Below are 24538 nucleotides of genomic sequence, written 5' to 3'. Positions count from 1 at the left end.
TTAAACGTATTGTTTTTAGGTAATTAATTTCACGACACTTTTTTAAGCAGATAATGAGGTATTCACGAAGGTGCTTAGCACCCGTTCCCCTATTAGAATGCTGAGGATTCAATAAAATCAGCACGTTTAATCCCGCTCTTTATATGTGGTTAATGCGTTAATTTCATTCTTATTTACTTAAAGGAACTAAGAATGAGTTGGAATAAAGACGCTGCGGTTTCGTATCTCCGTTCACACGCTCTGGGGCGCTCTCATAGTGAATGTGCCAAGTTTACCCGCCTTGCCATTCTGGCTGGCGGTGTTAAGGTAGCGAACACAGATTATGCAAAAGATTATGGGGTTGAATTATTACGTGCTGGATTCAGTGAGCTGCCGCCCGGTTCAACGTTAATTGCTGGTGATGTGGCCGTGATACAGCCATACCCTGGTGGAAATGGCATAGGCCACATGACTATGTATGACGGTACACAATGGATTTCTGATTTCGTTCAAAAAAGTATGTATCCGGGGCCTGGATACCGCAAAATGCAACCATCCTTTAAAATTTACAGGATGCATTGATGAAAAGGATATTGTTATCATTCGTTATGTTGCTGGTGGGATGTAGTTCGGCTGCCAATCAAGAACGTAGCGCACAAGACGCTACTGAATCATTTTATAAATCCTATCTTTCCGTATTCGGCAGCGATGAAACCAGGCCTTATCCTGCCGACGAACTGCGTAAATATGTTTCTGCTGATACGATTGCTCGCATTAATACCATTCAGGAAATCTCTGAACAGGAGTTAATAGAGTCTGACTATTTTACGTATACCCAAGATTATTCTCGTGAATGGATACCTGCGTTACGAGTGGAAAACGCCAGGTCATTTTTAAACGGTGAAGCAGTCCAGGTTATTGAAGGGGCGGGTAACGGGAGAAGCATTCACCTGGAGGTATTTCTTCGTCGTGAAGATGATGCATGGAAAATTTACCGCGTTCGTGACGTAACGAACAATCACGAGCACCCAATTTTCAATGCTGGCGCGATTACACGCGCTAAAGCAGCGGCAGAAAGCACACCGTAAAAGCCAGACCTTAAACCCTTTAAAGCCCTGACGCCTGCCGGGGCTTTTTGTTTTCCATTGCCCCGTGTCGCGGTTGGAGAAAACTCCTGAATTAATGGATTAACCTGTCAGCCATCTGATTTGAACTGGCTCACCATACAAGATTATTCAATAATGCCCGCTGCGAGTGATTAACCCGTGGTTGAGGCATGAAAAAGACATTATTTTCGCTGGCGCTTGGCACATTTGGCCTTGGCATGGCTGAATTTGGCATTATGGGCGTGTTAACCGAGCTGGCGCATGACAGCGGTATTTCGATTCCCTCCGCCGGGAATATGATCTCGTTTTACGCCTTCGGCGTGGTGATTGGCGCCCCGATTGTGGCGCTTTTCTCAGGCAGGTTCTCCTTAAAAACTACGCTGCTGTTTCTGGTTGCCCTGTGCGCGGTTGGGAACGCTCTGTTTACGTTTTCTACGTCATATTTCTGGCTGGCGACCGGGCGCTTGATTTCCGGTTTCCCGCACGGCGCCATTTTCGGCGTCGGGGCGATTATTCTTTCTAAAATCGCGCCGCCGGGTAAGGTGACGGTCGCGGTGGCCGGGATGATCGCCGGAATGACCGTCGCCAACCTGGTGGGTGTGCCGCTCGGCACCTGGCTGGGGCATCAGTTCAGCTGGCGTTATACCTTTTTCCTGATAGCCCTGTTCGATGCGCTGGTGATCCTCTCGGTGCTGATCTGGGTGCCGAACATCCGCGACACATCGGAAATTAAATTAACCGAGCAGTTCCACTTTCTGAAAAAACCAGAACCCTGGCTGATTTTTGCCGCCACCATGTTTGGCAATGCCGGTGTGTTCGCGTGGTTCAGCTTCGTTAAGCCGTTTATGGTCAACGTCTCCGGTTTTTCAGAAGGGGTGATGACGGCCATCATGATGCTAATGGGGCTTGGCATGGTGTTGGGCAACCTGTTGAGCGGCAAGCTCTCGGGACGCTTTAGCCCGCTGCGCATTGCGGCGACCACCGACATGGTGATTGTCGCCTCGCTGCTGCTGCTTTTCGCCTGTGGCGAACTGAAAACGGCCTCGCTGGTCATGGGTTTTATCTGTTGTGCCGGGCTGTTTGCGCTCTCTGCGCCGCTACAAATTCTGCTTCTGCAAAATGCGAAGGGCGGTGAGATGCTGGGTGCCGCGGGCGGGCAGATGGCGTTTAATCTCGGCAGCGCGATCGGTGCATATTTTGGCGGGATGATGATTACCCTCGGCTTTAGCTGGCGCTACGTCACGCTGCCTGCGGCGATACTCTCGTTCTCGGCCATGAGCGCGCTGTTGATCTACGGTTACCTGCGGGCCAGACGGGCTCAGGCTAACGCTCGCGCGCTAGCCTGATCGAATTCAGGCAAGCCAGGGCTCGCCCAGGGTCAGCATCAGTCGGTTCGCCCATGCGAAGAACGCGGCGGACTGCACCAGGTCAAGCTGGGCTAAGGTGTCCAGCCCCTCTTTTTCAAGCGCGGCAAGGTGCAGCGGCGTGGCGGCAGGCGGAGTAACCGATAGCGCCGCCGCAAAATTTATCTCCGCCTGCCAGCGCGCAGATTGTCCCTCGCTCAGGGATTGTCCTGGACGCACGGCCAGCAGGGCCTCTACCGCAGCGTCATCCTTTGACAGCTGGCTCGCTTTCCGCGCATGGACAGATGCGCAGTAGATGCAGCCGTTAATTTTACTGGCGACCGTTGCGGCCAGCTCGCGCTCGGCGCGCGGCAATCCCCCCGGCGTATAAAAAATCCCTTTATCCGTTAGCGTGCGCTGTTCAAGCACCGGCAGGTTGCGGCCCAGCAGGCGGAAATAGTCGGAATCGGTGTGGCCAAACTTCGCCAGGATCGCAACCTCGTCATCACGAAAATCCGCCAGAGGTTTGGCGGCGATCCATGGTTCCCAGCCCAGTTCCTGCTGGGTGAAGGCGACGGGAGCCGCCTTGCCGGTGGCCGTGGTTGCGGTCGTGTGCCAGACGCCTGCCGCCACCGGGGCATCGCTTGTGGCGACTGGCCTGTCGTTCAGCAGCCGCAGCCCGGCAATCAGTCGGCTCTGGAAGCTGACAAAGGCGATCAGCTGCGCCAGGGTCACGATACCTTCTTTGTTCCATCCCGCCTGGGTCAGCGCCTTTAACGATGCGGGCGTGGCTTCGACGGGAGAGAAGGTCAGCAGGCGCGCGAAGTTCAGCGCCGGGGTCAGACGGTCGGAGGTCGGGTCTGCCAGGCCAAACCCCGCATAGTGTGCGGCCAGCGCCTCCGCGTTGTGCCACCTGGCGACTTTTGCCGCGACGGCGAAGCGTTCGTCCAGCGCAAAATCGCTGTCCTGCTGGGTAAATAAGATTTCGTAGCTGCCCTGCGCGTGTCTTGTGGCGGCGTCCCGCGTGGCGCGCGCCTCTGCCAGAGGGGAACCGGGTTTAATTTCCGCCAGCTCGGCGAGAATGTCGTGACTTAATGACATAGGTGTCTCCTCAAAGGATGTGGGGGGCAATATGTTCGGCGATCAGTTCGATAGAGCGCAGCGTGTCGCGATGGATGGGCTCGACCGAATGGACCTGGAATGAGATGTCCGTGGCGCGCCGGAGAACGGAATCGGCCTGCAGCGAACGCAGCACCGTCTCGGGCGAACCGATGTGGGCGTCGAACTGGCGACGAAAATCTGTGACGGTGTCACCTTTAACCGCGTGTCCGGCAGCGCGATGCTGCTGTGCCTGTTTCGTGAGGCCCGGCGTCGCAACTTTCAGCGCATAGTCATCGCTGTCGGCGACGAACGCGGTACGTGAGGCAAGAATGCGCGGTGCGATGCCCGCAGGCAGCGCCTCAAGGTAGGCATCCACAATCGGGTTCTGGATCGCGTCGAGCGTTAAATCCAACTGGTCTGCCGGGCGCGGCTGCGTGCGGGAGAGCATCAAACCGTGTCCGGCCCGCGCGGCGCGAACGGCACCGTCGACGGAAAAGGTGGCAATCCAGATCCGGTCAGCAAGCTGTGGCGCTGGCGGGTACAGGTGGTTATCCGGATGGGTGAGCGAATCCCCGCGCCAGGCGCTCTGGATCACATGTAGATGGTCAGCAAAGGCCGCGCCGCGCTGTTCGAACGTCAGTCCGAACGGCAGGAAAGAGGTCGGCGTGCCGCCCGAACCAAAACCGGCTTCGAGACGTCCATCGGCGAGTAAATCCAGCACCGCGGCATCTTCTGCGACGCGCAGCGGGTTTTCCATCGGCAGGGTAATGATGGCCGTGCCGAGTCGAATGGTTTCGGTATGTGCGGCTACGTGTGCCAGAAATAGCAGCGGCGACGGCAGGCCGCCTTCACTTTCATGGAAGTGGTGCTGAGCAATCCAGGCGCTGTCAAAACCGTGGCGTTCGGCGTGGCGGATCTGTTCGGTTGCCAGACGATAGCGCTCCTTCGGCGTGGCGTCGTCAAGCAAGCGGGTGAAAAATCCCAGGCGTTTTCGCGTCATGCGAACTCCTCCGTAGCGGGTGAAAAATGGGGAATGGCAGCAATCAGCTCGCGGGTATAGTCGTTCTGTGGCGACGTGAATAAGGTTTCGACGTCGCCCTGTTCGACCACCTGACCGCTGCGCAGCACCGTGACGCTGTGGGCGATCCGGCGAACGGTGGAGAGATCGTGCGTGATGAACAGGTAGGTTAATCCCAGCTGCTGCTGTAACTGCTGAAGCAGTGCCAGGATCTGCGCCTGCACGGTGACGTCCAGCGCGGAGGTGGCTTCGTCCAGCACCAGAATAGTCGGCTCCAGAATCAGCGCCCGGGCGATGGCCACGCGCTGGCGCTGACCGCCTGATAGCTCCCTGGCGGTGCGGGTCAGGAGTTCGACGGGCAGCGCAACCCGCTGCGCCACGGTTTCCACTAGCACCTTTCGCTCAGCCTTCGCGAGGCGGGAAAAGTTCTTCAGGGGCTCTTCGATGATGTCAAGCAGCGTCTGACGCGGGTCGAGAGAGGCGAACGGGTTCTGGTAAACAAACTGGATCTTCTGGCGCAGCTGACGACGGGCCTCGCGGCTGAGCGCGGTGGCATCAATGTCATCAATAATGACCTGTCCGCTGTCGGCCTGTTCAAAACCCAGCAAAATACGGGCGAGGGTGGTCTTCCCGGAGCCGGATTCACCGACCAGCGCATGGGTGCTGCCGCGTCTGACGTCAAACGTCACCCGATCCAGCGCCTGAAGCTGATGACCTTTACCCAGCGAGAACCGTTTGCTGATGGCGCGGGCGCGAATGGCCGGTGACGCGAGCGGCAGGCCGGCTACCGGGGCGATGGTCAGGCGCTGGCCCTGGAGATCGCTCAGCAGCTGGCGGGTGTAGGCGTGCTGCGGCGTGCGAACGATGTCGGCGGTGTCGCCGTGCTCCTGAACCTCACCATGGCGAAAAACCAGCAGCCTGTCCGCGCGCTGAGCGGCCAGCGCCAGATCGTGGGTGACAAACAGAACGGCAGTACCCGATTCCCGGCGCAGGATATCCAGCAGATCGAGAATACGTTTTTGCACCGTCACGTCCAGCGCGCTGGTGGGCTCATCGGCAATGATGACATCCGGACACAGCGCTATCGCGATGGCAATCAACACGCGCTGTTTCATTCCGCCGGAGAGCTGGTGCGGATACTGCGTCATGCGCTGTTCGGGGTGGCTCAGGCCGACCTTTGTCAGCAGGGCAAGCACCAGCTCGTCGCGTTGGGCGCGAGTTACCTTCTGGTGCAGCTGAATAATTTCCCCGACCTGACCACCGATCGTCTTCACCGGGTTGAGTGAATTACCCGGATCCTGCGGAACCAAGCTGATTCGCGCCCCGCGCAGGGTATCGAGACGCTTCGCTGACCACCGGCTAATCTCCTCGTCGTTGAGCACGATTTTCCCCGCATCGCGACGGGCGTTATCCGCCAGCAGGCCAATGATCGCCTGTGCCGTGGTCGTTTTGCCGGATCCGGATTCGCCGACAAACGCCAGCATTTCCCCTCGCCTGAGGGTAAAGCTGACGTTATGCACCACCTCGCGCCACTGGCGCGCGGTACGGTAGCTGATGGTCAGGTTTTCTACCGAGAGTACGGTCATTTCAGGCCTCCGCTGAACTGCTGGCTGATACGGTTGGTGGCAAGCACGACGGCGATGACGACCACGCCGGGGAAGGTGGTTAACCACCAGGCGGTAGAGAGATAGTTACGGCCTTCGGCGATCAATAATCCCCATTCCGGCACGGGCGGCGGGGTGCCATAGCCGAGAAAGCTCAGCGTTGAAAGGGCCAGGATAGCCTGACCAAACTGGAGCGTGGCAAAGGCAAGAACGGCGGTTAACGCGTTGGGCAGGATGTGTCGCCACAGCACGGCGAAAAACGTCCCGCCGCTGCCAAACGCCGCTTCGACGTAATCCGTATGGCGGATGCGCACCACTTCACCGCGCGCGAGGCGGGCGAAGCTGGCGATAGAGGCCACGCCGACGGCAATGGCGGCGTTAACGGTGCCAAACCCGAGCAGAATAATAACCGTCAGCGAGAGCAGCAGTGACGGAATGGACAACAGCACGTCGACAAAACGCATCAGGAAAGACTCGACGCGTCCGGCGAACGCTCCGGCGATGACCCCCAGACCTGTGCCGACCACCAGCCCCATCGTGACGGCAGCTAGCGCCGCGCTCAGGGAGTGGGACGCACCGTACACAATACGGGTGTAAACATCGCGGCCAAGCTGATCGGTGCCGAGCCAGTGTCCCGCCTGCGGCGCCAGACGTTGCGCTCCGGCGATGCCCTCAATCGGGCTGTAGTGGGTTAACAGGCCGGGCGCCACGGCGGCGAAAATCGCAATGATAATTACCGCCCATGCCAGCCACAGTCCGGGCTGCCACGCGACGCCCTGCCAGCCGGGAACGCGTTTTCGCGCGGCGGCAGCGTAATCGACCAGGCTCATGATGCACCTCCGGTAACGGTTTGCAGACGGGGATCCAGCAGCGGCATAAGCAGGTCCACCAGCAGGTTGATCAGGACAAAGCCGAGGGCGGAAATCATTACTACCGCCTGAAGCACGGCAATATCCTGGTTATTCACCGCCTGCTGGGTCAGCTGCCCGAGCCCGCTGCGGCCAAAAACGGTTTCCGTGATCAGCGCCCCGGCAATCAGCTCGCCCAGCAGCAGCCCGGCAATGTTCAGGACAGGCAGCAGGGCGTTGCGGGTCACGTGACGCCACAGCACGGCGGTTTCACTCAGCCCTTTGGCCCGGGCTACGGCAACAAACGGCTGCGTCGCCACCTGGTCGAGGCTGCGCATCAGGATTTGTGCCAGCGGGGCGGAGATCGGGATCGCGACGGTCACGATCGGCAGGATCAGCCCCTGCAGCGGCGTCGGGTTAATCACCGGGATCAGCCGCAGCTGAAAAGAAAAGAGCTGGATGAGGGCAATCCCCAGCCAGAACGTCGGTAAAGAGATAAACAGGACCGGCAGAGACTGGAGGGTATTGCTCAGCCAGCGCAGACCCGGCAGACGCGACGCAAAGGCCAGCGCAAACGCCAGCAGAACCGCGAGTAAAAAGGCGGGCAGGGCGAGGCTCAGGGTATCCGGCAGATTGCTGGCAATCAGCTCGCTGACCGGCACCCCGGCCTGTAACGAATAGCCGAAATCCCCGCGCAGCATCGCCAGCAGCGTATGGCCGTATTGCTGCCACAGCGGGCTGTCCGCGCCGTAGGCCACGCGCATCTCCTCAATTTGCGCCGGGCTTAAGCCCAGGTCCGGGTTCTGAAATTTAATCAGCACCGCGTCGCCCGGCAGCACCTGGAGCAACACGAACGAGAGGGTAAAGGCGGCCCACAGTACCAGCAGCCCGTGACCAAAGCGTTGAAGAAGTGCGTGGCGCATCGTCAGCTCCTCAGTGTTTCTCAATCCACGCGCCGTAGAACGACGGGCGGCCGACCGCTTCAAAATTGACGCCTTTTAGCCACGGCGCACCGGCAAAGACCTGCGGCTCCTCGAAAATTGGAATGACGTAGGCGTTATCCAGCAGGTAGCGCTGGGCGTCGCCGGTCAGCTGCAGGCGTTTTTGCGGATCGACCTCTGAGGAGATATTTACCAGCAGCGCATTCAGCTTGTCGTCACGGAAGCTTTTGACCTTGTCGCTGGAGCCGCCTTTTTGCAGCAGCGCGTCGCGGTTAGCGGGGTAGAACATGCTTTTCACCACGTCCGGATCGGCGCGTCCCACTTCGGAGACGGTTAACGGGGTTTTCAGCGGATCAAGGTTATCCAGCGTGCGGCTGCCTGCGTCGCCGGCCTTCACGCTCAGCGCCACGCCCACCTGACGCCACTGCTGGGCAACCAGCTGCAGCACCTCTTTGTTTTGCGGCTGCGGCAGGGATTCATATACCGTCAGCGCCAGCCGCTGGCCGTCTTTGGCGCGGATCCCGTCGCTGCCCGCTTTCCAGCCCGCCTCGTCCAGCAGCTGGTTGGCTTTTGCCGGGTCAAAGGTCAATTTGTCGCTGAGATCGACAAAACCGGCGGCAGAATCGGCAATTACCGACTTCGCCTGCGGATAGTTGGCCGAGAAGAGGGTCTCGACCACCTGTTTTGCGTTGGTGGCATGCAGCAGCGCCTGGCGGACGCGAATATCGGAGACCAGCGGGTTATCCGGGCGGAAGCTGATGCTGTCGTTCACCCCGCGCGTTGGGGCGGCGTAGATTTTATAGCCCTGGTCTGTCGCCTGCTTTTCGTCATACGCCTGTACCTGGCGAATAAAGTCGGCCTGACCGGCCAGCAGGGCGCCGACGCGCACGCTGTCTTCCTGGGTCACGATAAACTTGATGCCGTCCAGATTGGCCGGCCCCTGCTGCGCCAGTTTTTTCGGTCCCCACTGGTAGTCTTTACGCGCTTCCAGCGTCACTTCGCGACCCAGCTTCTCGTCCTTCACCACAAACGGGCCGGAGCCAATGATATGCCGGGCGTCACCCAGCTCTTCAAAGTTGCGCTTCAGCGTGCTGAGCGAGACCAGGCCCGAGCCAATCGTGGCGGTGCCCTGCAGGAATCCCGGCGACGGTTTTTTGAAGTAGAACTTCACGGTCAGCTGGTCGACCACTTCGCTGCGATCGTAGTTATTGATCACTTCTGACACCGGCAGACGCTGCGCTTTGTTGCCTAAGCCGTAGGTATCAAAGTTCTTCGCTACGGCGTTGGCGTCCAGCGGCGTGCCGTCGGAGAAGGTGATGCCGGGACGCAGCTTAAAGGTGTATTCGGTTTTATCGGCGTTGGTGGTCCAGCTTTCGGCTACCCAGGGCTCCACCTGTAACGTTTTCGGGTTCTGCCACGTCAGTTTGTCGGTGATCTGGTTCAGAATGCCGCCGTTCGGGTAGAAGCCCCCGGCAGGCGGGTAAAGGTTGGTATGCGCCTGTTGCTCCAGATAAATCAGCGTGCCGCCTTTGACGGGCGCATCTGCTGCCCACGCTGCGGTGGTCGTCAGAATCAGCGCCGTCAGCAGCGGCAGACGAAATGGGGTTTGCATGGTGAATTCCTTTGTTATCTTCTTGTTAGCGTCGGATTCATCATCGGGCGCGGGGGAAAACAAGGGAACAAAGGAATTAAGATAAGGATTGCCGGAAAATGGCTATAAAAAAACCGCCCCTGTCAGGAGCGGTAATTGAACGGTGGGTGATTATGAACGCAGGTCAATCACCATACGGCCACGGATCTGGCCCTGTTCCATCTCTTTAAAGATGGCGTTGATGTCCTCGATAGGACGCATCGTGACTTTCGGCACGACCTTGCCTTCAGCGGCGAACTGGAACGCTTCCTGCAGATCCTGACGGGTGCCAACCAGCGAACCCACCACCTGAATACCGTCCAGCACCAGACGCGGAATATCCAGGCTCATCGCTTCCGGCGGCAGGCCAACCGCGACCACGCGGCCACCGGCACGTACGGCATCTACCGCCGAGTTGAAGGCGGCTTTTGCGACGGCAGTGACGACTGCAGCATGCGCGCCGCCGGTTTTCTCCTGCACAATTTTAGCGGCATCTTCGCTGCGGGAGTTGATGGTGAGATCCGCACCCATGCTGGCCGCAAGCTTCAGCTGTTCGTCGTTAACGTCAAGGGCGATGACTTTGGCGTTAAAGACGTTTTTGGCGTACTGCAGCGCGAGGTTGCCCAGACCGCCCAGACCGTAAATCGCAATCCACTGGCCTGGTTTGATTTCGGACACCTTCACCGCTTTGTAGGTGGTGACCCCGGCGCAGGTGATGCTGCTGGCCGCCGCCGAATCCAGACCGTCCGGCACTTTTACCGCGTAATCCGCGGTGACGATGCACTCTTCCGCCATGCCGCCGTCAACGGAGTAACCGGCGTTTTTCACGTCACGGCACAGGGTTTCGTTGCCGGTATTACAATATTCGCAGTGCCCGCAGCCTTCAAAGAACCAGGCCACGCTTGCGCGGTCGCCGACTTTCAGCGATTTCACGCCTGGGCCGACTTCTTTTACGATACCAATCCCTTCATGGCCCAGGATAACCCCGGTTTTATCGCCAAAATCACCGTTCTTCACGTGGAGGTCGGTATGGCATACGCCACAGCACTCCATCTTCAGCAGAGCTTCCCCGTGCTTTAGCGGGCGCAAGGTTTTTTCGGTGACATTAACCTGATGATCCTGAGTGACAACAGCAGCCTTCATGTGTATCTCCTTGTTCATGATGAGTATCTGCATAGCAGGTGTAATACTCCTCAAGGATTAGTGGTTTGGCGCTGTAATGCAAGGCAACGGCAACATAATGTCATTATTTAATCCATTTTCAGAATAAGAATACGGCGTTCCTCTAATAATTTAGGGGGAAAATACTGGCCCGGCGAGAGAGACTCGCCGGGCGCAGACTTACAGCTGTGCTTCTATCTCCTTAATCTCTTTACGCCATTGAGCCTGCAGCTGCGGCTTTTGATGCTTAGGCTTACGCGCCAGATCGTCTTCCAGCAGCGTTTCCAGTGCGACCAACCGTTCGAGCAGATCGTCATACGGCGAGGATTGAACCGCCGAAGCGGTGATAGCAGGTGCGGTGGATGTCACCAGCCCCGCGCTTTCACGCAGACGCTCAAAGACCGCTTCTGCATCGTGCCACTCGCTCAGCTTTTCCTCTTCAATCAGCCAGAAACGGTTGCAGCTTTGGCTAATTAACTGTCGGTCATGGCTGACCAGCAGAACGCCGCCTTCAAACTGCTGAAGGGTTTGCGCCAGCGCCTCTTTGCCTTCCATGTCAAGGTGGTTAGTTGGCTCATCCAGCATCAGCAGGCTGTAGCGGGCAAGCGTCAGGCCCACGAACAGCAGGCGCGAACGCTCGCCGCCGCTGAGCGTGCTGACTTTCTGCCCGTGGCGGGACCACGGGAACCCGGCGCTTATCAGGGCCATTTTGCGATTCTGCGGATCCGGTGCGAAAGGCTCCAGCGCGTCGAGAAGCGTGGCGTTGTCTGTAAGCTGATGAAGCGTCTGGTCGTAGTAGCCAGGCGACACGCGCGGATGGATTTTCAGCCCGCTTTCCGCCGGTTCATCCGTAAAATGTCGCCAGATAAGCTTCATCAGTGACGATTTGCCGCAGCCGTTACGACCAACAATCGCCACGCGATCGCCGCTTTTCAGCCGCGTCGTTTCGATGTTAAACAGCGGCGGTAGCCCAGGCGCGGGCGGGACGCCGATGTTTTCCATCTCCAGTAGACGGTCCGCCCGCAGCGCGTCGCCGCGCAGAGTTAACGTCCACGGGCTGCCCGCCGTGAGCGCGGTCTGGCTCTCTTTGAGCCGTTCGACCTGTTTTTCCATCTGTTTGGCTTTGCGGGCCAGGTCTTCGTTGTCGTAAACCTTGCCCCAGGTCGCCAGGCGTTTGGCGCTTGCGGTTACGCGGTCGATCTCCTTTTGCTCCGCCTTATGGCGCTGCGCGTCGCTTTCATCTTTGGCGTCAAGCGCCTGCCGTGCTGCCGTACAGGGAAGGGCAAAGTAGTGCAGCGTTTTATCGCGCAGGATCCAGCTACCGTTGGTGACGGCATCCAGCAGCTGTCTGTCATGCGAGACCAGCACAAAGCTACCCGACCAGTTCTGTAGAAAGTATTCCAGCCAGAGCATGGTCGGCAAATCAAGGTGGTTGCTGGGTTCATCGAGCAGAAGCAGGTCTGGCTCGTGAATCAACGCCCGCGCCAGCAGCAGGCGGGTGTGCTGTCCGCCGCTCAGCGTGGAGGATTGCAGCAACATATCCTGCGGCGTGAAGCCCATGCTTGCCAGCAGCGTTTCGGCTTTCCAGCGCAGGCTGTCCCGTTCAGTTGAGGGCAACTGGGCCAGGACGGCATCCAGCATGGTCAGCGGAAAAATAGCGTCCGGGAGATGTTGCTCCACCCGCGCCATCAGGCAGTGCCCGGCCAACGCTACCGTTCCGGCCGCAGGGGAATCCGTGCCGTCCAGCACCTTCAGCAGCGTACTTTTGCCGCAGCCGTTGTCGCCCAGCAGACCAATGCGGTCGCCTTTTTTCAGCGTAAAGGAGAGTGAGTCGAAGAGCGTGCCAAACGCCGTATCAACGCGTAAAGATTGTGCAGTGAGTAAAGTGCTCATTGTTGCTTACCCAAGAGTTACAGGCATGTTTATGCCTCGTCAAACATCGCTGACGATAACTCAGTAAGCCCGAGAGAAGGGATTTCAGGGGTTGGTGTCTTCGCTCAAGCAGAAGTTATCGCAGCACGATACCGATAACGCTTGAGCTGGTGCGATCACCAAATGTATGTGAAACATTGAAAATTTCACGATACAGCATAATTGGCCTCCTTATATATTCAGTGGGTTAATGGATGAATGGAGTGTAGCGGGGGAAAAGGGGTTTGGCTAGTGGGTATTCGATGGTGCGGTCTGTTGCCCTCACCCTGACCCTCTCCCACAGGGAGAGGGAAAACACCCGGCCCGTAGGCCCGGTAAGCGAAGTGCCACCGGGCGGAGCGGATTAAATCGACGTACGTCGATAGCTGCGGTATTCAGGCTTCCAGAAGTTGTCGTCGATGGCCTGCTGCAGCGCGTCGGCAGAGGTTTTCACCGCCACGCCCTGCTGCTGCGCCATTTTACCTACCGCAAACGCGATCGCGCGCGACACCTTGTGAATGTCCTTCAGCTCCGGCAGCACCAGCCCTTCACCGTTGTTGACCAGCGGAGAGTAGCCCGCGAGGGTTTCGCTCGCCGACATCAGCATCTCATCGGTAATGCGGGACGCGCCGGAGGCGATCACGCCCAGTCCAATGCCCGGGAAGATATAGGAGTTGTTGCACTGCGCAATCGGATAGGTTTTATCCTTCCACACCACCGGGTCGAATGGACTGCCGGTCGCAACCAGCGCGTTACCTTCGGTCCAGGCAATGATGTCCTGCGGCGTTGCCTCCACGCGCGAGGTCGGGTTGGAAAGTGGCATCACGATAGGGCGCTCGCAGTGCTTGTGCATCTCGCGAATAATCTCTTCGGTGAAGAGACCGGTTTGCCCGGAAACGCCGATCAGAATATCCGGCTTCACGTTGCGCACCACGTCCAGCAGGGAAAGGACTTCGTTGTCGGTATCCCAGTTTTTCAGGTTTTCGCGTTTCTGCACCAGCTTCGTCTGGAACGGCAGCAGGTTCGGCATGCCGTCGGTCAGCAGGCCGAAACGGTCAACCATAAAGACGCGGGAGCGGGCCAGCTCTTCGCTTAAGCCTTCGCGCTGCGTCTGGGCGATAATCTGCTCGGCAATACCGCAGCCCGCAGAGCCTGCGCCCAGGAAGACGATTTTCTGGTAGCTCAGCTGGCTGCCGGCTGCGCGGCTGGCGGCGATAAGCGTACCCACCGTCACGGCTGCGGTGCCCTGGATATCGTCGTTAAAGGAGCAGATCTCATCGCGATAGCGGTTCAGCAGCGGCATCGCGTTTTTCTGCGCGAAGTCTTCAAACTGCAGCAGAACGTCCGGCCAGCGGTGCTTCACTGCCTGGATGAAGTCGTCGACAAACTGATAGTACTCGTCGTCGGTAATACGCGGATGGCGCCAGCCCATATAGAGCGGGTCGTTTAGCAACTGCTGGTTGTTGGTGCCGACGTCCAGCACGACCGGCAGGGTATAAGCCGGGCTGATGCCGCCGCAGGCAGTATAGAGAGAGAGTTTACCGATTGGGATCCCCATCCCGCCAATGCCCTGGTCGCCGAGGCCGAGAATACGTTCGCCGTCGGTCACCACAATGACTTTGATATTGTGGTTCGGCACGTTCTGCAGAATATCGTCCATGTTGTGACGGTTCTGATAGGAGATGAATACCCCGCGGGAGCGACGGTAGATCTCTGAGAAGCGCTCGCAGGCCGCACCCACCGTAGGGGTGTAGATCACCGGCATCATCTCTTCGAGATGGTTCTGCACCAGGCGATAGAAGAGGGTTTCGTTGGTGTCCTGAATGTTGCGCAGGTAAATGTGTTTGTCGATTTCAGTTTTGAAACCCTGGTACTGGATCCACGCGCGCTCTGCCTGTTCTTCGATGGTTTCAACCACTTCTGGCAGTAAACCCAGCAGGTTAAAGCTGCTGCGCTCTTCCATACTGAAGGCGCTGCCTTTGTTGAGCAGGGGGAATTCGAGTAAAACCGGTCCGGCGTATGGGATGTATAAGGAACGATGTTTTTTCAGTTTGTTGTCCATGTCACTCACTCTTTTTATGAAGATCCGTCCCTGACACTGCTGTTTGTCATCTTTCTGGCCTGTGCGATGGGGTGCGGTCCGACGGTATTATAAAGGAGCTAAATATTAATTACCGCAACACATAAACAAAAACACCACCGGGATTACCGATGGTGTTCTGGATCTCAGTCTGGAACTTACTTGCCGGCGTGGCGTTTTCTGCCGGTGGCGTGCGTGACTTGCGTTTCGTGGTCGCCTTCAATCACCACTTTACGCTGATTCGAAAGCTTGTAGTTCAGTCCCAGAATATGGCGTGCCTGACGGTTCGATTTCATGTTAACTCCTCAATCCTGTTGATAGTTTTAAGGACCAGTTTGCTGACGCAAACGAAATGTAACCCCTTAGGTTGCAGATCCAGCTTAGCAGGTTTTTACAAGGGTGCGTTTTGCCCGCTGACGACGTAGTTAATGGTCTGCTGGTAGATGTCACTGAGGATGTCATTATCTGTGGATTCCACCCACTTGGTCAGTTCCATCAAAATGTCATCTTCAGTCACAGCACCGTGCTCGGCGTGAAGACCCTGCGCAATCGCGTTAACGAGTTCAGGTTGTGCTGCTGCGGTATTAGCCGGGTAATAAGTAAACATGCTGCCTCCGTGTCGTTTTCTGTTTAATGGTACGGCTCGCAAAAAATTTAATTCATAAACAGAATGGCAAATATTTTCCCGGTTGTGGTTCAGATTCATCTTAGAAATAAAAATGACATAAGTGCATGCTTTTATGCGCTTTTGAAATGTGGGGGTTAATCGAAGTGCTGTTGAGAGGATATTATAACGGTGCTCCTGCTATCACGAAAATATAGCAGGAGCAGAATTTAAATTACCACTTCATTTCGCCGGTATTCACCTTAGCGCTTAATTCCAGCGAGCTCTCTTCGGCCAGGTTTGGATACTGTTTTTTCAGGGTGCTGATGACGCCCGCAGAATCTTTATGTGCCGATAACGCCTGTTCAAAATGCTGCAGATAGTCGCGGGTAAAATCAATCGCCCCTGTCCCGGCTGGCGGGGTACCCAGATAGTGACCCGGAATCACGCGCTCGGGTTTATGCGCCGCCATGTTCACCAGCGTTTCCTGCCACTGCTTACGGCTTTCCGCCGTCTGGGTGTCTGCCGTCCAGACGTGAATCCCCCAGGCTACCCCGGTGCCGCCGAGGATGGTTTTCGCTGACGGGATCCACACATAGGCCGCGTAGCAGTCAGGCTGTTCGATGTCGATCTTCTCACCGTCAACCATAAACGTGGTGGAGGCGAGCACCTGTGGGACGACCAGCTCGGTCGGTGCGCCGTCTTTCATTTGTGGACCCCAGAAGGCGAGCTTGGCGTCTTTGGTGGCCTTGATGTGGTCAACCACGTGCTGCGTGGCCACGACTTTGGCGTTCGGGAAGGCTTTAACCAGCGGCTGCAGGCCAAAATAGAAATCCGGATCGCCGGAGGTGATCACAATCTTATTCAGGGTTTTACCGCTGCGGCGAATTTTCTCTACCAGCGCTTCGCCATCCTTCACGCTGAACTGCGCGTCAAACAGTACGGCTTCTTTCGGGCCGGAAACCAGGGTGGAGGAGACAGCGAAAATGCCTTTCTCCTGCGGGTTATAGGTGTCAATGGTCAACGGCGCGGCAAAAACAGCGGGTGTGAAAAGGGTGGAAAGCAGGGCAAGGTGAGTTAATTTCATGCTGTTGTCTCTGTTGTTCAGGAATGTCTCTATTGTACGGAAATTCGCATTTGCCAGAATTCCTGAAACAAGACATGCTTAGTTTCATAAATCGAGCAAATGGAGCTTATATGGATCGCGTTATTGCCGCTCAGGTTTACAACCGGATATGCGAGCTGGGGAGTTTGAGCGCTGCAGCCCGCGCGCTGGGTATTTCCCGACCGATGGTCAGCCGGTACCTTGAACAAATGGAGAAGTGGGCGGGCACGCGGCTGGTAAACCGCTCCACGCGCAAGCTGACGCTGACCGCAGCAGGCGAAAAGGTGCTGCAAAAAACGCGGACCCTCTCGCAGATCTCTCAGGAAATTGAAGGCCAGTCTGAAAAAGATCTGCCGTCCGGCACCCTGCGGGTGGCATGCGCGCACTTTACCGCCATGCATCTGATTGCGCCGGTGCTGCCCGGTCTGCTCGCGCGCTACCCGCAGCTGCGCATCGAGCTGGACGTGAATAACCACCCGGTTAGCCTGGTGGGAGAGCGCATTGATGTCGCCGTACGTATTACCGATAACCCTGAACCCGGCATGATTGCCCGCCGGCTGGGGGAGTGCCGCTCGGTGCTTTGCGCCTCGCCGGAGTATCTGACACAACACGGTATCCCCGTCAGCCCCGAAGAATTAGCCCGGCATAACTGCCTGCATTACAGCTTTTTTGCCGGGCAGTCCTGGCACTTCCTGACGCCGGAAGGAGAAAGCCTGAGCGTGGCAGTCAGCGGCAACCTGAGCGCCAGCATCTCTTCGCTGTTGATGGACGCGGCGATTAAGCACTGTGGTATTGCCATGCTGCCGGAGCGCGAGGCGCGTGCCGCGCTGGATCAGGGATTGCTGGTACCGATACTGGAAACGCTGGAGCCGAAACCGCTTGCCATCCATGGCATTTATCAGTCACGGGAATATCAGCCTGCCGCGCTGCGCGTGTTTCTCGACGAATTGGCCCGCTACCTGGCTTAAGAGCAGGGTTGACGGGTGATTATTTTGCCTTTAGCCAGGGAGAGGATGTGCTCCAGAAAATAATATCCGCCCCGAGATAATTTTCCGCGAACCGATCAAATTCTGCTTTGGTGAAGGGCTTGCCGGTCTCAGGATTTTTATAGGTCAGGGTCGGTTCCTGAACCGCCATGGCGATGAGCGGCAGCGTCTGTTTATTTTTATGGAAGAAGGGATAGGCATTCTTCATGTGTGCCTTGCGGTTGGGAACAATGTCCGGCCCACCCAGACCGACATTGTTGGCGCTGGCATACGTAAACAGACGCCCCATGTAGTTGTGGTCATTATCCCACTCGCACGGCCAGAAGTTCACGTATTGCACCACGTGTGATTTCTTAAAAGCCTTTCGCGCAAAGGCCAGATTTTCCATTTCTCCAGCGAAATAGCTGTCGCAGGTAAACCCGGCGGGCGGATTTTTTTCGTCGAGATCGATGGCGGTTTCGGGCAGGTTTACGCCATACACCTCGCCATCAAAGCGTTTCGCGAGGGCGGCCAGCAAAGCCTGGTAGCGCTGGCGCACGGCGGGATCCCACTGACGAGCCACCCATCCTGAACCGACAGGCTTGCCTTCGCCGGGGTTATCGAACTGCGGCGCAATCCCCCCACCGTATTGCTTATTGTGCATCAGATAGTCCGGCACGTAGCGCGCATCCGCCTCAAAGAAACGGTCCTGAATCTGGATGAAGAGCTTTTTCCTGGCAGCCTTAAGACGCGCGAGATCTCTTTCAATGCGCGAGAAATCGTAGCGATCCTTCTCAGGCTCAAGCGCGCGCCAGTTGTAAACGATCTGCACGCCGCCGATATCGCTTCGCGCAACGAGCGGAAACACCGCGTCGAGCTCGCCGGAGCTGGTGTAGATAAAATTCTCCGGCGTTTTCGCCAGTGAAGACAGCGATACCGCCAGTGTGGTCAGGGCAACGGCCATGCTGATTTTTAGCGCCATATCATTATCCTTTTTGTCGGTTCAGCAGGTGAAAGTCCTGGAATTGTCTGTGTTCCAGAGTGGGTCAGATGCGTAGTCTATACTTAACCCTTTGTAAGCCAAAAGGAGAGCAAGAATGACTATTCATAAGCACGGTTCGGCACACTGGTCTGGCGACATTAAGCGCGGTAAAGGAACGGTTTCCACCGAGAGCGGCGTTCTTAATCAACAGCCTTATGGTTTCAATACCCGCTTTGAGGGTGAAAAGGGGACCAACCCCGAAGAGCTGATTGGCGCGGCACATGCGGCCTGTTTTTCGATGGCGCTGTCGCTGATGCTCGGTGAAGCGGGCTATACCGCTGACTCTATTGATACCACGGCGGACGTCTCTCTGGATAAAACCGACGGCGGCTTTGCCATCACAAAGGTTGCCCTGAAAAGCAAGGTCACCGTTCCAGGCATCGCCCCCCAGCAGTTCGATGGCATTATTCAGAAAGCAAAAGCGGGCTGTCCGGTATCGCAGCTCCTGAAAGCCGAGATTACCCTGGACTATAAGCTTAACTAAGCCCCAGCCGGGTTCGCGCCCGGCTACCCCTTCAGCGCGGCGGGGAACACCTCCGCCAGCCACGCAATAAACACCTTAAGACGGTGCGTCAGATGCCGGTTCTGCGGGTAAACTACATGAAACGGATAGGCGGCAGGGCGCCAGTCGCCCAGGATCGCCGTCAGCGTTCCCGCCTGCAAATACGACTTTGCCGAATACTCAAAGGTTTGAACGATCCCCAATCCCGCTGCGGCAGCCGCCAGATGGGCATTACTTTCATTGACGCCGAGATAGTGCGGAATATTGATTTCCAGCGCCTCGCCGTTCTTTCTGAAGCGAAACGGAAATGCCCGCCCGGTGACGGGCGAAAGGTAGCTGATCAGCTTGTGGCCGTTGCACAGCTCCTGGGGATAGGCCGGAACGCCATGGTTTTTCAGGTAACCCGGCGTCGCGCAGGTGACCATTTCGGCGTTGCCAATATGGCGGGCGATGAGGGTAGAGTCGTTCAGCGGCCCGCCGCGGATGACGCAGTCAACGTTACCGCTGATGAGATCCACCGGACGATCGGCTACCCCAAGGTCGATGCGGATCTCCGGGTAGCGCTGCATAAAATCCGGCAGCAGGGGGATAAGCACGTCCCGAGCGGTGGAGCCGCCCACGTCAACCCGTAAATGCCCTTTGGGCGTCGCGCGGGAAACGCGAAACGCGGTGTCGATATCTTCGATATCTATCAAGACCCTGAGCGCTTTTTCATAGTATTCCGTCCCTTCAGGCGTCGCGACCACACGGCGAGTCGTCCGGTGCAGGAGACGTATCTCCAGATGCGCCTCAAGTGATTTGACCAGCTTGCTCAGGGTGGCGATCGGCATATTCAGCGAGTCCGCCGCGCGGGTAAAGCTGCCGGTTTCCACCACCCGGGTAAAAGCGCGCATCGCCATTAGCTGGTCCATGAGGTTTCCCCGATTATTTCTGTATGTGAATAGTCATTTTCATTTTTGCTGGTTTTTCACTAATCCTGCAAGGGATAAAGTTTGTCCAACGCAAACCCAACAAAAGGTAAATGACATGAACACGACTCTTTCAGGAAAAATTGCACTGGTCACCGGCGGCAGCACCGGCATTGGTCTTGCCACGGCGCAGGAGCTGGCAGCGCAGGGCGCGAAGGTGTATATCACCGGACGCCGTCAGGCCGAGCTTGAAGCGGCGGTCGCAGAAATTGCTTCAACGGCAGTGGGCATTCGCGCGGACGTGTCAAAACTGGCGGATCTGGACGAGGTCTATGCCCGGATAGCCAAAGAAGAAGGCCGCCTCGATATTCTGTTCGCCAATGCGGGTGGCGGGGATATGCTGCCGCTGGGCGCGATCACCGAAGAGCAGTTTGACCGGATTTTCGGCACCAACGTCCGCGGGGTGCTGTTTACGGTGCAGAAGGCGCTGCCTCTGCTCTCCGCCGGATCGTCGATTATTCTGACCGGCTCGACGGTCTCCATTAAGGGGACGGCAAACTTTAGCGTCTACAGCGCCAGCAAGGCCGCCGTGCGCAACTTTGCCCGCTCCTGGGCGCTGGATTTGCAGGGCCGTGGGATCCGGGTCAACGTGGTCAGCCCGGGCCCGATCAAAACGCCAGGCCTCGGCGATCTGGTGCCGGAAGAACATCGTCAGGGGCTGTACGACGCGCTGGCCGCACAGGTGCCGCTCGGCCGTTTAGGCGCGCCGGGTGAGGTGGGTAAAGCGGTGGCGTTTCTGGCCTCCGACGCGGCCAGCTTTATTAACGCCACCGAGCTGTTCGTGGACGGTGGGATGGCGCAAATTTAACCCAGACTGCGCCAGCAGCGGACGTCACGGCCCTCACGAGAGGGCTGTAACGGCTGGGGCTGTTCGCACCCCTGCGCGGCCATCGGGCATCGGTCACGGAAAAAACAGCCTTCGGGCAGATGACGGTTGCCGGGAAGCTCCGTTTTGCGTAAGGCCAGCGTCTCATCCAGCGGTTCACCGGTGCGGGGAACCGAATCGAGCAGCAGACGGGTGTAAGGATGGCGCGGCTCCCCAAGCACCTGAGCGGCGCTGCCCAGCTCCACAATCTGCCCAAGGTACATCACCGCCACGCGGTCGCTCATGTGCCGGACCACCGAGACGTTATGCGAGATCAACACGTAGGTCAGATTACGCTGCTGCTGCAGGGTCACCAGCAGGTTGAGGATCTGCGCCTGCACGGAGATGTCCAGCGCGCTGGTGGGTTCATCAAGCACGATGATATCCGGATCGGACGAGAGCGCCCGGGCGATGGCAATGCGCTGACGCTGCCCGCCGGAGAAGGCGTGCGGAAGCCGGTCGAGATACTCCGGGCGAATGCCCACCTGCAGCGCCAGGTTTTCAGCCAGCTGACGGCGGTCGCGCTCGCTGCTGCGCTTTTGTACCCACACCGGCTCGGTGATGATGCGCCAGACCGGCAGGCGCGGGTCGAGCGAGGAGAGCGGATCCTGAAACACCATCTGCATGCCGCCCGCATGGTGCGCCCGCTGGCAGGCGCCGGTGCTGGGCTTAAGCATGCCCATCAGCAGCTGGGCCAGCGTGCTTTTCCCGCAGCCCGATTCCCCGACGATACCGAGCGTTTCTCCCCGACGGATCTCAAGGTCGAGCCCGTTAAGCGCATGGACCTTTTCCTTCACGCGCCCCAGCCAGTTTTTCCGCGCTGCAAAATTGACGTGCACGCTATCCAGTTCCAGCAGTACATCAGACATGGGCTTTCTCCCGTTGTGGATACCAGCAGGCGGCCTGTTGGCCTTCTGCGCCAGTGGGCGCTAAGCGTGGGGTTTCGCTGCATTTCGCCCCGGCGGCAAAGCAGCGCTCGCGGAACGCGCAACCCTGCGGAAGCTGGCTGAGGTTGGGCACCGTGCCGGGGATGGCGGGAAGCGGGGCGCGCGGCTGGCCGTTTTCCGGCGCGCACTGCAGCAGGCCGATGGAGTAAGGATGCACAGGCTGGTGGATCAGCGTTTGCGTGGTGCCGCTCTCGATCACGCTGCCCGCATACATCACGTACATTCTGTCGCAGAGCTGGGACACCACGGCCATATCGTGGCTGATAAACAGCACCGAGGTGCCGCTGGCCCGCGCCTTGTGCTTCAGCAGGCGCAGCACCTGCAGCTGGACGGTGACGTCCAGCGCGGTGGTCGGTTCGTCGGCGATAATCAGCTCCGGCTCGCAGGAGAAGGCAAGGGCGATCATCACCCGCTGGCGCATGCCGCCGGACAGTTCAAACGGATAGCGCGCCATGACCTGCTTCGCGTCGGGTATTTGCATCTCTTCCAGAAGGGTAATCGCCTTCTGCTGCGCCTCACGCCTGGAAAGCGGTTGATGCTGGCGAATTACCTCCACCATCTGTTTGCCAATCCGCCGCGTCGGGTTAAGGGCGGTCATGGGCTCCTGAAAAATCATCGCCACCTTTGCGCCGCGCCACTGGCGAAGCTGTTTCTCGGACGCCGTCAGGACGTTTTCGCCGAGTAATTTCACCTGGCCGTGATGAATGCGGTAGCTGCCTTCCGGCAGCAGACGCATGGCGAGCATGGCGGTCACCGATTTACCGGAACCGGATTCGCCCACCACGCCGACAATTTCACCCCTGCCGATCTCCAGCGAGACGTGGTTAAGCGCGTGGACCTCGCCGCGAAAAATCGGGAAGCTCAGGTGCAGGTCTTCAATCTTGAGTACCGGGTCGGTCATCACTGTTTCCCTCCTGACTTCGGATCCAGCAGATCGCGAATACCGTCTCCAAACAGGTTAAAGCCCACGGCGGTTATCAAAATCGCCGCACCGGGAAAGGCGCAGTACCACCACTGGTCCAGAACGTAGTTACGGCCGACGGCCACCATCGCGCCCCATTCGGCGGTCGGCTGCTGCGCCCCCAGGCCAATAAACCCCAGCGTGGCGGCCATCAGGATGGCGCTGCCGATGTCCAGCGACGCCTGCACGATCAGCGGCGGCAGGGCGTTGCGCAGGATATGCCAGCGGATCAAATGCCAGCGGGAGGCGCCAAAGGTGCGGGCGGCCTGCACGTAGGTAAACTGGCGCACCACCAGGGTTTGGCCGCGCGCCAGGCGGACGTAGAACGGAATGCGGACAATCGCAATTGCCAGCATGGCGTTAAACAGGCTCGGCCCCAGCGCGGCGGCCAGCGCCATGGTCAGCACCAGGGAAGGAATGGAGAGCATAATGTCCATTACCCGCATGATGACGGCGTCGCCGCGTCCGCCCAGCACGCCGGACAGACAGCCCAGCAGCGAGCCGATGCCGCCCGCAATTACCACCACCGCCAGCCCGGCGGTAATGGACTGCTGGCTGCCCGCCAGCACGCGGCTGAACAGATCGCGGCCCACCTCGTCGGTGCCAAACCAGTGCTGTGCAGAAGGCGCCTGCAGGCGGGCGGTCAGATCCAGCGCGTTCGGGTCGTGCGGCACTATCCACGGCGCGGCCACCATAATGAAAAGCATCACGAGCATAATGATGCCGCCAACGATCGTGAGCGGGCTTTGACGCAGCATCCAGAACAGCTTTGCCCAGTTGATGCGTTGTCTGGCGGTTTTAACCGGGACGGGCGTTTCCTGCGTTAACATCATTCGGCACCTCCGCGCCCGATTCGCGGGTCAATCCACAGGTAAAGCAGATCGACCACCAGATTAACCAGCACGTAGGCCAGCGAAACAACGACGGCAAAGCCCATCACGGCAGGGAAATCGAGCGCCTGAATGGACGTCACCACCCAGGCGCCCATGCCCGGCCAGGCAAAGACGGTTTCGGTCAGTACGGCGCCGTACAGCAGATCCCCCAGCGCCAGCCCGAGCACGGTAATCGACGGGATCATCGCATTCGGCAGGGCGTAGCGCAGGACGATATACCAGCCGGGCAGGCCGCTGGCGCGGGCCGTGCGAATGTAGTCCTCGCTAAGCTGCTCCAGCATCGCCGAACGGACCTGGCGTGCGACGATGCCCAGGTGGACAAATGCCAGCGTCAGCGAGGGTAAAATCAGGTGCTGCAGCGCATTGAAAAAGACCTCGCCGTTGCCCTCAAGGAGCGCGTCCAGCAGATAAAAGCCGGTGATGTGCGTCGGTGGATCGAGCCAGTCGTCCAGCCTGCCGCCGCCCGGCAGGATTTGCAGGTGCCCGTAGAACAGCACGATGACGCCCAGCCCAAGCCAGAAGGCCGGGGTGGAGATGCCAGTCATCGCCATTAAACGTACCAGGTGATCCAGCCAGCGGTTGCGGTACACCGCCGATAAAATCCCCAGCGGCACGCCGATGACCAGCGCCAGCAGGAGTGAACAAAAGGCCAGCTCCAGCGTGGCGGGGAAAAAGGCCTTCAGGTCTTCCGCAACCGGACGACCGGTACGGATGGACGTGCCTAAATCACCGTGGGCCAGGGCGTCAACGTAGCGGCCAAACTGAACGTACAGGGGCTGGTCCAGCCCTAACTGCTGGCGGATGTTCTGCACGATGTCGTCGCTGGCGCGATCGCCGGCCAGCAGACGGGCCGGATCGCCGGGGATCAGGTGCGAAATAATAAAGGTGATAATACAGACACCGGCCACCACCAGGAGTAACCCCCAGCAGCGCTGGCGCACTATGCTCCAGAACGTCATACGCT

24 protein-coding genes are annotated in these 24538 nt (G+C 58.3%); 6 read left to right on the top strand and 18 right to left on the bottom strand.

What is annotated here, in order from left to right; translation table 11 throughout:
* Positions 1–192: 192 nt before the first annotated feature.
* From F0319_RS11390 to araJ, 3 genes are all read left to right on the top strand, one after another.
* Complete coding sequence (locus F0319_RS11390; protein ID WP_021240196.1) at positions 193–561, top strand: hypothetical protein; 369 nt, start codon at positions 193–195, stop codon at positions 559–561.
* Complete coding sequence (locus F0319_RS11385) at positions 561–1067, top strand: YqhG/Tai3 family protein (protein WP_111963625.1); 507 nt, start codon at positions 561–563, stop codon at positions 1065–1067. Before F0319_RS11390 ends, F0319_RS11385 begins: the two co-directional genes overlap by 1 nt.
* 188 nt (positions 1068–1255) lie before the next feature.
* Entirely contained in the window at positions 1256–2431 is a 1176-nt protein-coding gene (gene araJ, locus F0319_RS11380) for an MFS transporter AraJ (RefSeq protein WP_149366969.1), read from the top strand.
* Between the two features lie 6 nt (positions 2432–2437).
* Here araJ and F0319_RS11375 read toward each other — a convergent pair whose 3' ends face one another.
* The 12 genes from F0319_RS11375 to F0319_RS11320 all read right to left on the bottom strand — a co-directional run bounded on the left by F0319_RS11375 (position 2438) and on the right by F0319_RS11320 (position 16413).
* Positions 2438–3529 carry an alkylhydroperoxidase domain protein gene (locus tag F0319_RS11375; protein WP_149366968.1) on the bottom strand — a complete coding sequence of 364 codons (1092 nt, stop codon included), beginning with the start codon at positions 3527–3529 and terminating at the stop codon, positions 2438–2440.
* A gap of 10 nt (positions 3530–3539) precedes the next feature.
* The gene (locus F0319_RS11370; RefSeq protein ID WP_149366967.1) at positions 3540–4529 is read right to left on the bottom strand and encodes a putative FMN-dependent luciferase-like monooxygenase; all 990 of its coding nucleotides are present in this window, start codon (positions 4527–4529) and stop codon (positions 3540–3542) included.
* Complete coding sequence (locus tag F0319_RS11365; RefSeq protein WP_149366966.1) at positions 4526–6133, bottom strand: dipeptide ABC transporter ATP-binding protein; 1608 nt, start codon at positions 6131–6133, stop codon at positions 4526–4528. The genes F0319_RS11370 and F0319_RS11365 overlap by 4 nt, the downstream gene beginning before the upstream one ends.
* Entirely contained in the window at positions 6130–6981 is an 852-nt protein-coding gene (locus tag F0319_RS11360; protein WP_149366965.1) for an ABC transporter permease, read from the bottom strand. The genes F0319_RS11365 and F0319_RS11360 overlap by 4 nt, the downstream gene beginning before the upstream one ends.
* Positions 6978–7922 carry an ABC transporter permease gene (locus F0319_RS11355; protein ID WP_149366964.1) on the bottom strand — a complete coding sequence of 315 codons (945 nt, stop codon included), beginning with the start codon at positions 7920–7922 and terminating at the stop codon, positions 6978–6980. Before F0319_RS11355 ends, F0319_RS11360 begins: the two co-directional genes overlap by 4 nt.
* A gap of 10 nt (positions 7923–7932) precedes the next feature.
* A complete protein-coding gene (locus F0319_RS11350) occupies positions 7933–9552 on the bottom strand; it encodes a TIGR04028 family ABC transporter substrate-binding protein (RefSeq protein WP_149366963.1) in 1620 nt (539 codons plus the stop codon).
* A gap of 150 nt (positions 9553–9702) precedes the next feature.
* Complete coding sequence (gene adhP / locus F0319_RS11345) at positions 9703–10713, bottom strand: alcohol dehydrogenase AdhP (RefSeq protein ID WP_115875167.1); 1011 nt, start codon at positions 10711–10713, stop codon at positions 9703–9705.
* Positions 10714–10911: 198 nt separating this feature from the next.
* Complete coding sequence (locus F0319_RS11340) at positions 10912–12624, bottom strand: ABC-F family ATP-binding cassette domain-containing protein (protein ID WP_149366962.1); 1713 nt, start codon at positions 12622–12624, stop codon at positions 10912–10914.
* Between the two features lie 382 nt (positions 12625–13006).
* Positions 13007–14704 (bottom strand): NAD-dependent malic enzyme, encoded by a 1698-nt coding sequence (locus F0319_RS11335; RefSeq protein ID WP_023335794.1) that lies wholly within the window; start codon positions 14702–14704, stop codon positions 13007–13009.
* Between the two features lie 176 nt (positions 14705–14880).
* On the bottom strand, positions 14881–15018 hold the full coding sequence (gene sra, locus F0319_RS11330) for a stationary-phase-induced ribosome-associated protein (RefSeq protein ID WP_008501714.1): 138 nt from the start codon (positions 15016–15018) through the stop codon (positions 14881–14883).
* Positions 15019–15113: 95 nt separating this feature from the next.
* Complete coding sequence (bdm, locus tag F0319_RS11325; RefSeq protein WP_013096534.1) at positions 15114–15329, bottom strand: biofilm-dependent modulation protein; 216 nt, start codon at positions 15327–15329, stop codon at positions 15114–15116.
* Positions 15330–15561: 232 nt separating this feature from the next.
* Positions 15562–16413, bottom strand: coding sequence for a Vmh family MBL fold metallo-hydrolase (locus tag F0319_RS11320; protein WP_149366961.1), 852 nt, complete (start codon positions 16411–16413; stop codon positions 15562–15564).
* Between the two features lie 110 nt (positions 16414–16523).
* Here F0319_RS11320 and F0319_RS11315 point away from each other — a divergent pair, with 110 nt between their 5' ends.
* On the top strand, positions 16524–17399 hold the full coding sequence (locus tag F0319_RS11315) for a LysR family transcriptional regulator (RefSeq protein ID WP_149366960.1): 876 nt from the start codon (positions 16524–16526) through the stop codon (positions 17397–17399).
* 19 nt (positions 17400–17418) lie between these two features.
* Here F0319_RS11315 and F0319_RS11310 read toward each other — a convergent pair whose 3' ends face one another.
* A complete protein-coding gene (locus tag F0319_RS11310; protein ID WP_149366959.1) occupies positions 17419–18378 on the bottom strand; it encodes a hypothetical protein in 960 nt (319 codons plus the stop codon).
* Between the two features lie 115 nt (positions 18379–18493).
* Here F0319_RS11310 and F0319_RS11305 point away from each other — a divergent pair, with 115 nt between their 5' ends.
* On the top strand, positions 18494–18922 hold the full coding sequence (locus tag F0319_RS11305) for an OsmC family protein (RefSeq protein WP_023311893.1): 429 nt from the start codon (positions 18494–18496) through the stop codon (positions 18920–18922).
* A 23-nt stretch (positions 18923–18945) separates the two neighbouring features.
* On the opposite strand, the gene F0319_RS11300 is transcribed toward F0319_RS11305, so the two are convergent.
* The gene (locus tag F0319_RS11300; protein WP_149366958.1) at positions 18946–19851 is read right to left on the bottom strand and encodes a LysR family transcriptional regulator; all 906 of its coding nucleotides are present in this window, start codon (positions 19849–19851) and stop codon (positions 18946–18948) included.
* A gap of 115 nt (positions 19852–19966) precedes the next feature.
* On the opposite strand from F0319_RS11300, the gene F0319_RS11295 reads away from it, so the two are divergent.
* Positions 19967–20716, top strand: coding sequence for an SDR family NAD(P)-dependent oxidoreductase (locus F0319_RS11295; RefSeq protein ID WP_136194908.1), 750 nt, complete (start codon positions 19967–19969; stop codon positions 20714–20716).
* Here the strand turns inward: F0319_RS11295 and F0319_RS11290 are convergent.
* From F0319_RS11290 to F0319_RS11275, 4 genes are read right to left on the bottom strand one after another with little or no spacing between them, the layout of a single operon-like run.
* Positions 20713–21642 (bottom strand): ABC transporter ATP-binding protein, encoded by a 930-nt coding sequence (locus F0319_RS11290; RefSeq protein ID WP_149366957.1) that lies wholly within the window; start codon positions 21640–21642, stop codon positions 20713–20715. The two genes, F0319_RS11295 and F0319_RS11290, sit on opposite strands and share 4 nt — an antisense overlap.
* The gene (locus F0319_RS11285; RefSeq protein WP_149366956.1) at positions 21635–22621 is read right to left on the bottom strand and encodes an ABC transporter ATP-binding protein; all 987 of its coding nucleotides are present in this window, start codon (positions 22619–22621) and stop codon (positions 21635–21637) included. The genes F0319_RS11290 and F0319_RS11285 overlap by 8 nt, the downstream gene beginning before the upstream one ends.
* Positions 22621–23514: a D,D-dipeptide ABC transporter permease gene (ddpC, locus tag F0319_RS11280; RefSeq protein ID WP_149366955.1), complete on the bottom strand. Its 894-nt coding sequence runs from the start codon at positions 23512–23514 to the stop codon at positions 22621–22623. The genes F0319_RS11285 and ddpC overlap by 1 nt, the downstream gene beginning before the upstream one ends.
* On the bottom strand, positions 23511–24533 hold the full coding sequence (locus F0319_RS11275; RefSeq protein WP_149366954.1) for an ABC transporter permease: 1023 nt from the start codon (positions 24531–24533) through the stop codon (positions 23511–23513). The genes ddpC and F0319_RS11275 overlap by 4 nt, the downstream gene beginning before the upstream one ends.
* Positions 24534–24538: the final 5 nt, after the last annotated feature.

The organism is Enterobacter vonholyi, from assembly GCF_008364555.1.
Classification (GTDB): domain Bacteria; phylum Pseudomonadota; class Gammaproteobacteria; order Enterobacterales; family Enterobacteriaceae; genus Enterobacter; species Enterobacter vonholyi.
This window is presented reverse-complemented; position numbering and strand designations above follow the sequence as displayed.